General features: G+C 62.7%; 8 protein-coding genes and 1 pseudogene. 7 read left to right on the forward strand and 2 right to left on the reverse strand.

The genetic code is table 11. The features are described 5' to 3' along the window. Nucleotides 1-73 precede the first annotated feature (73 nt). From A7A08_RS15930 to A7A08_RS15490, 7 genes and pseudogenes are all read left to right on the forward strand, one after another. A complete protein-coding gene (locus tag A7A08_RS15930; protein WP_141693883.1) occupies nucleotides 74-1,219 on the forward strand; it encodes a helix-turn-helix domain-containing protein in 1,146 nt (381 codons plus the stop codon). Between the two features lie 30 nt (nucleotides 1,220-1,249). Further along, nucleotides 1,250-2,368, forward strand: coding sequence for a peptide chain release factor 1 (prfA, locus tag A7A08_RS06540; protein ID WP_069094729.1), 1,119 nt, complete (start codon nucleotides 1,250-1,252; stop codon nucleotides 2,366-2,368). Then, complete coding sequence (gene prmC, locus A7A08_RS06545) at nucleotides 2,361-3,308, forward strand: peptide chain release factor N(5)-glutamine methyltransferase (RefSeq protein WP_069094730.1); 948 nt, start codon at nucleotides 2,361-2,363, stop codon at nucleotides 3,306-3,308. The genes prfA and prmC overlap by 8 nt, the downstream gene beginning before the upstream one ends. Nucleotides 3,309-3,757: 449 nt before the next feature. Beyond that, the gene (locus tag A7A08_RS17575) at nucleotides 3,758-4,333 is read left to right on the forward strand and encodes a DUF4167 domain-containing protein (protein ID WP_083226518.1); all 576 of its coding nucleotides are present in this window, start codon (nucleotides 3,758-3,760) and stop codon (nucleotides 4,331-4,333) included. A gap of 321 nt (nucleotides 4,334-4,654) precedes the next feature. Next, nucleotides 4,655-7,251, forward strand: a pseudogene (gene clpB, locus A7A08_RS06555) (ATP-dependent chaperone ClpB). 445 nt (nucleotides 7,252-7,696) lie between these two features. Further along, complete coding sequence (locus A7A08_RS15935) at nucleotides 7,697-8,881, forward strand: Eco57I restriction-modification methylase domain-containing protein (RefSeq protein ID WP_141693884.1); 1,185 nt, start codon at nucleotides 7,697-7,699, stop codon at nucleotides 8,879-8,881. Between the two features lie 2 nt (nucleotides 8,882-8,883). Continuing rightward, nucleotides 8,884-9,534 carry a XamI family restriction endonuclease gene (locus tag A7A08_RS15490; protein WP_245290837.1) on the forward strand — a complete coding sequence of 217 codons (651 nt, stop codon included), beginning with the start codon at nucleotides 8,884-8,886 and terminating at the stop codon, nucleotides 9,532-9,534. A 1,129-nt stretch (nucleotides 9,535-10,663) separates the two neighbouring features. On the opposite strand, the gene A7A08_RS06560 is transcribed toward A7A08_RS15490, so the two are convergent. Together A7A08_RS06560 and A7A08_RS16175 are read right to left on the reverse strand one after the other, a co-directional pair. Beyond that, on the reverse strand, nucleotides 10,664-12,115 hold the full coding sequence (locus tag A7A08_RS06560) for a M23 family metallopeptidase (RefSeq protein ID WP_169822944.1): 1,452 nt from the start codon (nucleotides 12,113-12,115) through the stop codon (nucleotides 10,664-10,666). Between the two features lie 131 nt (nucleotides 12,116-12,246). Continuing rightward, nucleotides 12,247-12,738, reverse strand: a complete 492-nt coding sequence (locus A7A08_RS16175; RefSeq protein WP_069094733.1) for a hypothetical protein — start codon at nucleotides 12,736-12,738, stop codon at nucleotides 12,247-12,249. Nucleotides 12,739-12,911: the final 173 nt, after the last annotated feature.

Genomic DNA, 12,911 nt, shown 5'->3' on the forward strand with positions numbered 1-12,911 from the left:
GAAATGCGCCCGATGCAGCCGGGACGCGAACGGTCCCGTTTGGCCACGCCTGCATGTTTACGGGATATGCGAAATGCCCGCCGGCTTTGATGCGGAGGTGGCAGAGCTTTTTCGGGATCTCCGTCTCGCCAGCAATCTCGACGAGGCGGAGCTCGCCGATCGGCTCTCCACACAGGTTGAGGTCGTCCAGGCGCTGGAACAAGGTACGCTTTACGCCTTGCCGCCCTGGCCGGAAACCTCGCGCGTGGTCTCGGGTTACGGCGAGCTCCTGAATCTCGACGTGCAGCCCCTGCTGCGTCGCGTCTACGCTCAGGTCGAGGCGGGCGTGATCCCTGAGGAGATGCCTCCGGAGAATCCGCCTCCGCTCGATTTTTCGACCCGTGAGCCCTACGCCCCGGAGCCGGCTTCGTTCGACGACCCGATGCCGCCAAGCCAGCCGAGTAATGGGCTCTATCCCGACTCGCAATATCCGGAGCCGTCGTATCCGGAGCCTTCTTATTCCGACGCGCCGTCGCCTTACGAGTCGCCATACGACATGCCCGGCCAGGGCGGCAGAGGACGGCCGGAAAGTCCGCAAGCTCAGCCCAGTTACGGACCGGGCAGTGCGCCCGCCCGTCCGGCTCCGCCTCAAGGTGCGCCGAGGCCGCAAGGTGCACCCGCTCAGCGTCCGCCGCAGGGCAGACCGCAGCAACCCGGGGGGGCGCGTCCGGCAGGTCCCGGCGGTCCGCCTCAAGGGCAGCCGCCGCAGCAAGGCGGGCGGCCAGGGACGATGCCGCCACAATATCGGCCGCCGCCTCCTCAAGGAGCGCCCCAAGGACGGCCCCAGCCGGGTGGTCAATTCAGACCACCGCCTGGGGGACAGCCGATGCCGCCTCCTCAGAGCCCTGCCGCCCCGCCGCCGCCTCAGCCGGATGCAGAGTGGCCGGAGGCCGAATACGCGCCGCCTGAGGCCGGCATGGCAGGTCCGGAGGAGAAGAAGAGCAGCCGACTGAAGAAGGCGATCGCGATGATCGTCATTGTGCTCGCGGCCATCTTCGTTCTATGGCTTCTGTTCAGTCAGGTGGGCTCGTTGTTCGGCACGGGCACCGCGCCGCAGCAGGAGACCGGTCAGAGCACCGGGGCTGCGGGCGATGCGAGCGAGCCGGATGCGCCGATGGATCCGGAAGATCCACAGAGCCGCAAAGGCGATCGCCTGCCTGTGCCAGACATGCCGCAATAGGCCCCAGGCCTCCATTCCGAGCCTTCTATATTGACTGCGATTAACTCCGATAAGCTCGATAAGCTCGTCTCCCGCTGGGAGGATGTGCAGAACACCCTGGCGACGGGTCCCGATCAGGAGACCTTCGTGCGCCTGTCGCGGGAGTTCGCCGAGATCGATCCGATCGTCGCGACGATCAAGGAGCTGCGGGCGGCTGAGAGCGAGTATGAGGGGCTGAAGCAGCTTTTGGACGATCCATCCTCCGACAAGGAGATGATCGAGCTCGCGGAAGCCGAGAAGTGGGAGCTGGAAGAGAAGCTCGAAGAGATAGAGCACAAGCTCAAGCTCCAGCTCCTGCCCAAAGACGCCGCCGACGAAAAGGACGCCATCCTCGAGGTGCGCGCCGGCACCGGCGGTGACGAGGCGGCACTGTTCGCCGGCGATCTGTTCCGCATGTATCAGCGCTATGCCGACAAGAAGGGATGGAAGATCGCCATCCTGTCGGCCAGCGAATCGGCGACCGGCGGCTATAAGGAAATCATCGCGAGCATCTCGGGGAAGGGCGTGTTCGCCCATCTGAAATTCGAATCCGGGGTGCATCGGGTGCAGCGGGTTCCGGAGACGGAAACCCAAGGCCGCATCCACACGTCGGCGGCGACCGTAGCGGTGCTGCCCGAGGCGGAAGAAGTCGATGTCGCGATCGAGGACAAGGATCTCCGCATCGACGTGTTCCGGGCGAGTGGGCCGGGAGGTCAGTCGGTGAACACCACCGATAGCGCCGTGCGCATCACACATATCCCGACCGGTATCGTCGTGATCCAGCAGGACGAGAAGTCCCAGCACAAGAACAAGGCGAAGGCCATGAAGGTGCTGCGCTCCCGGCTCTACGACGCGGAGCGGATGCGCCAGGAATCGGCTCGGGCGGCGGATCGCAAGAGCCAGATCGGCTCGGGCGACCGGTCCCAGCGGATTCGGACCTATAATTTCCCGCAAGGCCGGGTGACGGACCACCGGATCAATCTCACGCTCCACAAGCTGGACCTCATCCTGGCCGGCGAAGGGCTGGACGAAATCGTCGACGCGCTGACCACCGAGCATCAGGCCGATCTCCTGGCGGAGATGCAGGATCAGGTGGCGGCAGGCACCGAGCCGGATACGGTCGATGGCTAAGCTGCCGCCGTTCCGGGGGGCATCCTTCAGAGAGGCGGTTTCGACCGCGGCATCGCAGCTCGCCGAGAGCGGCAGCGACACGGCGATGCTGGACGCGCGGTTGCTGCTGTTTGCCAGCGCAGGGATCGGCCCCGAAGATTATCTCCGTGATCCTCAGGCTGTTCTGACGGACATTGCAGCGGCGCGCTTCGCCACGTTCCTGGAGAGGCGCGCGGCGGGGTCGCCGATCTCGCGGATCCTCGGCAGCCGGGAGTTTTACGGTCGTTCCTTCCGATTGAGCGAAGGCACGCTGGATCCGCGTCCCGACACCGAGACGCTCATCGATGCGGTGCTCAACAGTCCGCTGGCGGGAAACGCTCCCCGAATTCTCGATCTTGGCGTCGGAAGCGGCGCGATCCTGCTGACGCTGCTGGCGGAGATCGAGGGCGCGACGGGGCTCGGGATCGACCGCAGCGAAGATGCGCTGAAGACCGCGCGGACCAATGCTGTGGCGCTTGGGCTGGAGCATCGCGCCGGGTTCTGTTGCGCCGATTGGTTGGCTCCGCTCGGCAGTCCCGCTTTCGATATCGTGGTGGCGAACCCGCCCTATATCGCGAGCGCGGAGATTACGGCATTGGCCGTGGAGGTCCGCGACCACGATCCCTTGCTGGCGCTCGACGGCGGGCCGGACGGGCTCGATGCCTATCGGCGAATCATCGATTCTCTGCCCAAGATCCTCAAGCCGGGCGGCGCGGTTTTCTTCGAGATCGGTGAGACCCAGGCGGAGGATGTCGCAGGGCTGATGGGGGCTGCGGGACTGACGCTGGAGGAGGAGGCCTGGCTGTTTCGCGACCTTGCGGGAAGGGCCCGTGGTGTGACCGGAAAATGGCAGGTGCGGCGGTCGGGCGCAGCGCCGGGACGGAGCAAAAAAGAGCTTGGAACTGCAGCGTCTTCGGGCTAGGTTTCTACCAATGGATGAACACTCTCGGCTGCAGCGCGAAGCGCTCGCTGATTGTAGTGGCAACGAGCGGAACTCTTCTGAACTCCTAAAACCTTAATCCGGGGCCGCCAGTCTCTGGCGGGACGTTCAGAGGATGCTCGACCGCCCTTCTTAGCACGGGGTTTCGGCCTCAGAGTTGGGTTGCCGTAGGGACGGCTCCATGGTCTCGGTTTGCTGTCCCGATCGGACGGTAGCCAAGTCGGTCGCCGTCGCCTTGCTGGATTGCCACTGTTCGTTCGGCCTTCCGCCGCGGTTTGAACGACGGCATGAGCGCTGCTCTGTCCGTCTCGAAGGGGTCCATCGCGTAAAGGGCTCGATCTGGATAAAGCTTCAGACTGGGACGAACCGGTCGCAGAGTTTTGGGAAGGAGCGGTGGCGATACGCCGCCAAGCAATCTTTAAAGGGAGCTGATGAGGCAAGGACAACAGAATAGGCGAGGTCGCGGCCGCGGTCGCAAATCCCAAAATCCTCTCGCACGGAATTACGAGTCCAACGGCCCGGATGTAAAGATTCGCGGGACCGCTGCCCATATCGCGGAAAAGTACATGTCGCTCGCGCGCGATGCGCTGTCTTCCGGCGATTCGGTGGGTGCGGAGAGCTATCTCCAGCACGCGGAGCACTATAACCGCATCATCATGGCTGCGCAGACCGCGCAAGGTCAGGGCAATCAGCCCGGCGACGGCGCGAACGGCAGCAATTATCGCGGCCGGTCGGACGACGACGACGACGAAGATGAGGGTTCGGAGAACTCCCGCGGGTCGGACAACGACCGGGACTCCGATAGCGAGCCGCGCGCCGCTTCTCCGCGAGGCGACAAGCCGCGCCGGAATTCCAAGCGGAACGACGGCGGCGGGCGCTCCAATGGCGCCGAGAAGACCGCTTCCGATGACGGCAACTCCGGTGGGGGAGACAGCTCCCGCCACGACCAGGCTGCCGCCGACGCCAAGCCCGAAGCGGAAGGCGCTTCCGAGGAAGCCGTAAACTAGCAGGCGGTCCTCGCAACCTCACCCACGACGGGGTTCGGTCACGCTATCCTTTGACGCTGCCGCACGAGTCCCTCGTTGCGGCAGCTTGCACCGCTTCCAGACGGTGGCGGCCCGGGCTCTCGGAAGAGCTTTTTGTGCCGGCATGAGACAGGATTTTAGGAGCTTCCTTACCGGTTGCTCCTCTTTTGTCCCGACAATCCCACCCTATATCCTGCGTTAATAAAACGCAGTTATCAGCGTATCAGGCTCGATCCAGAAGCCGCGGCGGGGCCTTCCCGACCTTGCGCCTCTTCGAGCCGGAAACGCCTATAGGGACTCATCATGGATATTGAAAAGTTTTCCGATCGCCTGAAGGGCTTTCTCCAGTCCGCGCAGACCGTTGCGGTGCGCGAAGGGCATCAGCAGATTACGCCGGAGCATTTCCTCAAGGTGCTGCTCGACGACCCCGAAGGTCTCGCAAGCGGGCTCATCACCCGCGCCGGCGGCAATGCGAAAGAGGCGCTGGAGCGCACCGAAGCGGCGCTCGGCAAGCTGCCGAAGGTTTCCGGACAGGCCGCCCAGACCTACATGGCGAGCGCCACGGCGAAGGTTCTGGACGAGGCCGAGCAGCTCGCCACCAAGGCGGGCGACAGCTTCGTGACGGTGGAGCGGCTGCTTCAGGCGCTATCCCAGGCGAAGGACACCGAAGCGGAGAAGATTCTCTCCGGCTGCGGGATTACGCCGGCGACCCTGCGCGCCGCGATCGACGATCTGCGCAAAGGGCGCACCGCGGATTCCGCCGGGGCCGAGCAGGCCTATGACGCGCTGAAGCGCTATACCCAGGATTTCACCGAGGCCGCCTCGAAGGGCAAGCTGGACCCGGTCATCGGGCGCGACGAAGAGATCCGCCGGACGATCCAGGTGCTTTCGCGCCGGACCAAGAACAATCCGGTGCTGATCGGCGAGCCGGGCGTCGGCAAGACAGCCATCGTCGAGGGGCTCGCCCGGCGCATCGTCGAAGGCGACGTGCCCGAAAGCCTGAAGGACAAGAAGGTGATGGCCCTCGATATGGGCTCGCTCATCGCCGGCGCGAAATATCGCGGCGAATTCGAAGAGCGTCTCAAGTCCGTGCTGTCGGAGATCCAGGCGGCCGAGGGCGGCATCATCCTGTTCATCGACGAGATGCACACGCTGGTCGGTGCGGGCGCGGCGGACGGGGCGATGGACGCCTCCAACCTGCTGAAGCCGGCACTCGCTCGGGGCGAGCTCCATTGCGTCGGCGCCACGACATTGGACGAGTATCGCAAGCATGTGGAGAAGGACGCAGCCCTCGCCCGCCGCTTCCAGCCGGTCTTCGTGGCCGAGCCGACGGTGGAGGACACGATCTCCATCCTGCGCGGCCTGAAGGAGAAGTACGAGCTGCATCACGGGGTGCGCATCGCCGACAGCGCGCTGGTGACCGCAGCCACGCTCTCCAACCGCTACATCACCGACCGCTTCCTGCCCGACAAGGCCATCGACCTGGTTGACGAGGCGGCGTCGCGCCTGCGCATGCAGGTGGATTCCAAGCCGGAAGCGCTCGACGAGTTGGACCGGCGCATCATCCAGCTGAAGATCGAGCGCGAGGCCCTGAAAAAGGAGACCGACGACGCTTCCAAGGACCGGCTTGAGAAGCTGGAGAAGGAGCTCGGCAATCTGGAGGAGGAGGCTTCCACCGTCGGCCAGAAATGGCTGGAGGAGAAGGAGAAGCTGCAGGGCGCCCAGAAGCTGAAAGAGCAGCTGGACGCGGCCCGCATCGAGCTGGAGCAGGCTCAGCGCGGCGGCGATCTCGCCAAGGCCGGCGAGTTGGCCTATGGGCGCATCCCCGAGCTCGAGGCCAAGTTGAAAGAGATGGAAGAGACGGAAAGCCAGGGCGGCGTGATGGCCCAGGAGGTCGTAACCCCCGATATGGTCGCCCAGGTCGTCTCCCGCTGGACCGGCGTGCCCGTCGACCGGATGCTCGAAGGCGAGCGCGAGAAGCTGCTCCAGATGGAGACCGGGCTCGCCAAGCGCGTGGTCGGCCAGGAGGAGGCGGTCACCGCCGTCGCCACGGCCGTCCGCCGGGCGCGCGCCGGCCTGCAGGATCCCAACCGGCCGATCGGCTCGTTCATCTTCCTCGGCCCCACGGGCGTCGGCAAGACGGAGCTCTCCCGCGCGCTGGCCGAATTCCTGTTCGACGACGAGAGCGCGATCCTGCGCATCGACATGAGCGAATATATGGAGAAGCACGCGGTGGCCCGCCTGATCGGCGCGCCGCCCGGCTATGTCGGCTATGAAGAGGGCGGGGCGCTGACCGAGGCCGTCCGCCGCCGGCCCTACCAGGTCATCCTGTTCGACGAGATCGAGAAGGCCCATCCGGACGTCTTCAACGTGCTGCTCCAGTTGCTGGATGACGGCCGCCTGACGGACGGGCAGGGGCGCACGGTCGATTTCCGCAACACGCTGATCATCATGACGTCGAATCTCGCGCCGAGTATCTGGTGAACCAGCCGGAGGGCGAGGACTCGGACCAGGTGCGCGACCAGGTGATGGATGTGGTGCGGGCCCATTTCCGGCCCGAGTTCCTGAACCGGGTGGACGAGATCATCCTGTTCCACCGGCTGAAGCGGAACCAGATGCGCGCCATTGTCGACATCCAAATGGTCCGGCTGCAGAAGCTTCTGGCCGACCGCAACATCACCCTGGAGCTTTCCGACGACGCCAAGGAGTGGCTCGGCAACAAGGGCTACGACCCGGCCTACGGTGCCCGCCCCCTGAAGCGCGTGATCCAGAAATACGTGCAGGACCCGATGGCCGAGCTGCTGCTGGAAGGCAAGGTGCATGACGGCGACACCGTCGACGTCACCACGCGCGACGGCGGGCTGGTGTTCAACGGCGAGGCCGTGCGCGCGGCGGCTTAGGGGCTAGCTAGGACCGCTATTTTGGTTGGCGGTTAAGGGGCTGTAACTGGTTCCCTGTTTAAGTTTCTTCTCCGGCTTCCTTCTCCCTGGCAAGAGGTCCAAGTGTTATGACCTAAATTTGTCTAGAACATTTCGTGAACATGGATTGTAAGTTGGGAAGTCAACGCCTACGATGGGTGGAGGGTTGGCGGTTTGAGCATGCGCGGCGATTCAGTCGTTGTGGGGGTAGCGGCGAGTGACACCAGGTCGAAGCGCGTTCAATAGCGAAAGCGAGTTGGTAGCTGCAGCGCTTGCGCTCGGCGCCGCATCCGCCGGTGGCCCGCTGACAGGTGCAGAGCGAGCGCTGCTAACAGCTGCTGAAACTCGCATTCCGTCAAAGGCGCGCATTCGCAGACTAAAGGATCTAATCTGCAGCGGTGAGGACCCTCTCGGGGAAGCATTCTCAATGCTTCGGTCTCCCGATGATCGCCGTAAAAACGGTGCGACCTATACGCCAGCGTCGATTGTCAAAAACATGGTGGAGTGGGCTGCCAGTAATTGTGCTCCTAATCGCATCATCGATCCTGGCGTCGGCTCAGCAAGATTTTTGCTCCGTGCGGGAGCCGTCTTCCCGACTGCTCAATTGGTTGGCATTGATATCGATCCCGTAGCCACGCTAATGGCACGCGCTAACTTGTCAGTCGCCGGATTGGGATTCCGATCTCGCGTGATTCTTATGGATTACCGGCTATTCACCGAGCAGATTGATGGGACTACTCTTTATATCGGTAACCCGCCTTATGTGCGGCATCATCAGATAATGCCGGAGTGGAAGGAGTGGCTGAGGGCGGAAGCGCTCAATTTGGACTTGACGGCAAGCAAGCTTGCCGGGCTTCACGTCTATTTCTTTTTGGCTACGGCTCGAGCTGCTAAACCAAACGATGTTGGAGTGTTTGTTACCGCCTCAGAATGGTTGGACGTGAACTATGGAGCCCTCGTGCGCTCGCTCATGCTCGGTAAGCTGGGAGGGAAGAGCGTGACCGTAGTTGAACCCACCGCACAGCCATTCCCCGATGCAGCAACAACGGCTGCGATCACGACATTTGAGATAGGAACGAAGCCAAGATCTCTTTGTTTCAAACGCGTTGATGACCTATCTAAGTTGGGCGAACTGGAAAAAGGACGAAAAGTCCATCGGGATCGCTTGTTTGTCGAACAACGTTGGTCACACCTCACGCGTGCTGGCGAGAAACCTCCGGAAGGTTTTGTAGAGCTTGGTGAGCTGTGTCGAGTTCACCGAGGTACCGTCACAGGTGCAAACGGAGTCTGGATCGCGGGTCCTCATAGTGCCGATTTGCCGGAATCGGTCCTATACCCTACGATCACCCGAGCACGTGAAGTGCTCGATGCAGAAGGGCTTCTTTCAGATGTCGCAGGCTTGCGTCGCGTCATTGATCTTCCAGCCGATCTTGACGAACTCAATACTGAAGATCGCTCCTTAGTTGCCCGATTCCTGAGGACAGCGCAGGCAATGGGAGCGAACAAAGGTTACGTTGCTAGGCATCGGAAGGCGTGGTGGTCTGTCGGATTGCGCGCGCCAGCGCCGATTTTCGCTATCTGGCTGCTCCTCCAATTTCCCAGGACGACCTAAAAGTGTTGGCCGACGCTCCTTCATTATCGAGGGCCAGACTAGAAAAATCCCCAGACTTGGTGCAGCGGACTGTTGCGGTAGTGCGACAAGTGATCGATCGCCGTCGATTCGCGTGGGTCGTTGAGGGGCGCGAACCCACGGAAGCGGAACGTGACGCTGCGGTAATGGCATCTGCCGCGCTCATGGCCGCGAGCCGGACGCAAACACGTCGCCGCACCTCCGGTAAAACGAAACAGGAGGCCACGGTAAAGGCTGCGCTAGAGGAGCTCGGCTTTGCCGAGGTCGCGTCCCGAGAAATTCAAAATGTCTCGTATGCTCCGGAACCAGGAGAATTTTGCGGTGAAAGTGTCCTTGGTAATCGGAAGGCTGACATCGTCGTGCGCCTATGGGATCATCGCATTATGCCGATCGAGTGTAAGGTATCAAACTCGTCGACTAATTCGGTGAAGCGCTTGAATAATGATGCCGCAGTTAAAGCAGTAACTTGGCGAACGGATTTCGGTCGACGGCAAGTGGTGCCGAGCGCAGTTCTGAGCGGAGTTTACAAACTGCATAACCTCATTGATGCGCAAGAGCGTGGTTTGTCGATATTCTGGGCTCACAACCTCCTCCCGTTGCGTGATTGGATCGTCAGCACTAGGGGACTGGCGTAGCCCGTTGAAAGATCGATCATGGATGACGAACTATCGAGGCTCCCTGCTGATCCATGCTGGATTGAATACTTCGCTGTCGAGAGAGAAGATTAGCTGCATGCGATTGTGGAGGAATCTCGGTGTCGCAGGGGTTGAGTGCACGAAGCGTATAAAGTCTCCTTGGCAGAGTGCGGCTCGGCCGGCCGGACACTCGCAAATCTTCGGCGGTGCCATCTCGGTTGTGCAAAGGTGCTTTAGGTCTGTTCAGACTTCACTTCTAGAGACGCACTGCCTGCTGACGCGCCAATCTTATCCCCACTCCCAAAGCCTCCCCTAAACTCACTCCACCTTTTCTCATGAGAGATGCGTGACCTAGGACCGTCCTGATCGCGTGAGGGAAGGGGCGGCGCCTGAGGTCAGACGCGCGCGAAAGCGGTGAGAGTCGAACGCGCGCGGGTGTAACGAACCTGCCTCAGGGGTCCAAACCCATCCGCCAGGAACAGTGTCCCGGCCTTCGTTCGCAGGCGTTCGAGTTCATACGGCGCCAAGTTCGATCTTTGAGCGGTAAGCGGTGGGTCGGGCTTCAATATCGCCGCATAAGCGGAGCGCCATGAGGTTGCTATACTAAAAATCGGACAGCGGCCTCTCGGGGTTCCGCAATCCCTCACGCTCGCGGCTTTCGGGCCGGCGAAGTTCGGCGCGTGGGTGCTTTACTATCTAGCACCGCAGCGTGCTCCCTCTCCCCTCGGGGAGAGGGTTGGGGTGAGGGGGATCAGGTTATCCGGTTCTCCTTCCCCCTCACCCGGATGCTGCGCATCCGACCTCTCCCCGGCGGGGAGAGGTCGGTAGCGTCCGCACCCCCTCAGCGATGACTGTCGACTGTGATGAGCCGCAATGGCGTGGATGCCCGAGACAAGCCCGGCAATGACGCGGCGTTTTGGTCGTCGGCTGAGAAGAAGCCGTCGTCTCCTCCCCGCTGTCATTGCCCGGCTCGACCGGGCAATCCAGTCACCGCCGCCGGTTAGAGTCTCGCTGCAGGGATACTGGATCCCTGCTTTCGCAGGGATGACGGCCGCAGGTGTAGCCGCCGCACTGACTTCGCACTGGCTTGGTCGGCTTCGGCAGGGGCCGGAATGTTCGTCTGGGAAGCTTATTCGCTGGAGGTGGCGACGGGATTGACGTCGGCGACGCGGGTGGTGATCGGGTCGATCTGCATCAGGTTGTCGATGCGGGCGCGCTCTTTCTGGAATTCTGCGAGCTGGCGGCCGGTGAGCTGGAGGCCGCGGGGGACCTGGATGGTCATGGGGTCCACGAAGTCGTTGTTTACGAGCACTTCGAAGTGACAGTGCGGGCCGGTTGAGCGGCCTGTCGAGCCTACCAGGCCGATGACCTGGCCCTGCTTCACATGTACGCCGGTATGCATGCCGTCGGCGAATTGGGACATGTGGCCGTAGGCAGTGTCGAAGCCGTTGGAATGCTTGATGCGGACATAGTTGCCGTAGGCGCCGTTGCGTCCGACGGACTGGACGATGCCGTCGCCGGCGGCGACGATCGGGGTGCCGCGGGGGGCGGCCCAGTCGACGCCGGTGTGGCGGCGCACCCCGCCGAGCAGCGGATGGTTACGATAGCCGAAGCCCGAGCTGTAGCGGCCGCCGCGGACCGGATTGCGCATCAAGAACTTCTTGGCGCTGTTTCCGGACGGGTCGTAGTAGTCGACCACCCCGTCGGGGGTGCGGAAGCGATAGAAGGTGCGGGTCTGGTTGCGCACGGTCATGGAGGTGTAGAGCAGCTCGCCGCCGGATTGCTCATCCTCGCCGGCGCCCTCGGGCAGATCGAAGAAGGCCTCGAAACTGTCGCCGGGGCGTACCTTCTGTTTGAAATCGATATCGTAGGAGTGGATGCGGAGGAGGTTGCGGATGGCGCCGGACGGGATCTTCTGCTCGCGGGCGGCTTCGTAGAACGCCTTATAGAGGGTGACCTTGGTCGGGTCGGATTCCTCTTCCTGCTCCTTCTTCATGGCTTCGATGGCCGCCACGTCCACCGCCTGGTCGGAGGCGAGATAGTCGCCGTCGCGGCTGCGGGCCACGGTGGCGAGATGCTTGTCGTCGGCGCTGAACACGCTGACGCGGACGGCATCCATGGTGCCGGTGTCGCTCGGGGTCGGAACCAGGGTGAAGCGGATCTCCTGCTTGGGCTGCAGGGTGTCGGGCGAGAAGACGGGCTTCATGGCGGCGATGATCGCGCTGGCCTGGGCCATGTCGGTGCCGGCCTTCTTGATAATGGCGAGCAGGCTGTCGCCGCTCTTCACCTCAATGGCCTTCACCTCGGTGCCGGGGAGGAGCTTCGGCTTGCCGTCATCCTCGTCTTCCACGAGCTTGTTGATGATGGTCAGATTGTGCTCGGCCGGCTGATCGAGACCGTCATCGGGGCTGTAGGAGGCGTTCTGGATGGGGAGGTCGTCGCCCGAGCCCGCGGTCTCCGGCTTATCGATGGAGCGTTCGGCATAGGCGAAGTTCTCAGCCGCTTCCGCGACGAGGCTCAGAACTTCGTCCGGGCCGAGCTCGAGACCGTCGCTGGCCAGGGCGTCCATAGGAAGGTTCACGACCTTCGATGTGAAGCGCTTCTGATTCTCGGCGTCGCCATCGCCGCCGATGGGGGTGTTGTCGGAGTAAAGCTTGAAGGGATTGAAGGGAGGGATGTCTTCGGGGTGGGCGGGCTGCTGGGTGGAAAGTCCTACGACCAGCCGTACATAAGGCTTGATGGTGATGAACTCGCGGGCGCTTTGCGCTGTACCACGGTGTCGTGGATGAGCTGGCGGCTGGCGAACCCGGCCGAGGTGGTCTCGATGCGGTCGCCCTTGAGGGCCGTGGGGCTCTGATCCGAATCGTGGGCGATGCTGGCGGTTTCCATGGGGCGCAGCGCAGCGAGGCTGGCGCGCTTGATGGAATCCATCATTCCGGAGCCATCCTCCATGCTCATGGAGGCGTAAACCGCAATACCTATAAGGCAGAGGCCGACGGTGCCGGCCAGGCAGGTGCTGGCCATCCATTTCAGGCGGCCGGTGATGCCGTGATTCTCGTGATCGTTGAGATAGACCTCAGGCAGGCTGCGCGGGGTCTGCTTATGCTGGGCAAGATAGATCTGAGGAAGGCCGCGGGGCTCCGACTTGATGAGCGCACCGGCCTTGCGGGTGATAAGCGCAAAGGGATCTTGCGATTCAGACAATCCGTTCCCCCCTCGATCCAACGCTTCGTTCCGCGGTTCGCATCCGAAGACCTCCCGCCTTCGAAGAGCGCGCGAGCCCATGGTCCCTCGGGTTCGCGGCGGACAGCACCGGAAGGTTGCTGGCCCGTTATCACAAAAAGCGAGGTCTGCTATCGGGGATAGAGAAGGGAGCA

It is taken from the genome of Methyloligella halotolerans, from assembly GCF_001708935.1.
Taxonomy (GTDB): domain Bacteria; phylum Pseudomonadota; class Alphaproteobacteria; order Rhizobiales; family Methyloligellaceae; genus Methyloligella; species Methyloligella halotolerans.

What these genes read in the sequence shown, in the direction of transcription:
- A7A08_RS15930 (WP_141693883.1), top strand. Translation starts at nt 74, where the DNA reads ATGCCCGCCGGCTTTGATGCGGAGGTGGCAGAGCTTTTTCGGGATCTC.
- prmC (WP_069094730.1), top strand. Translation starts at nt 2,361, where the DNA reads ATGGCTAAGCTGCCGCCGTTCCGGGGGGCATCCTTCAGAGAGGCGGTT.
- A7A08_RS17575 (WP_083226518.1), top strand. Translation starts at nt 3,758, where the DNA reads ATGAGGCAAGGACAACAGAATAGGCGAGGTCGCGGCCGCGGTCGCAAA.
- A7A08_RS15935 (WP_141693884.1), top strand. Translation starts at nt 7,697, where the DNA reads ATGCTTCGGTCTCCCGATGATCGCCGTAAAAACGGTGCGACCTATACG.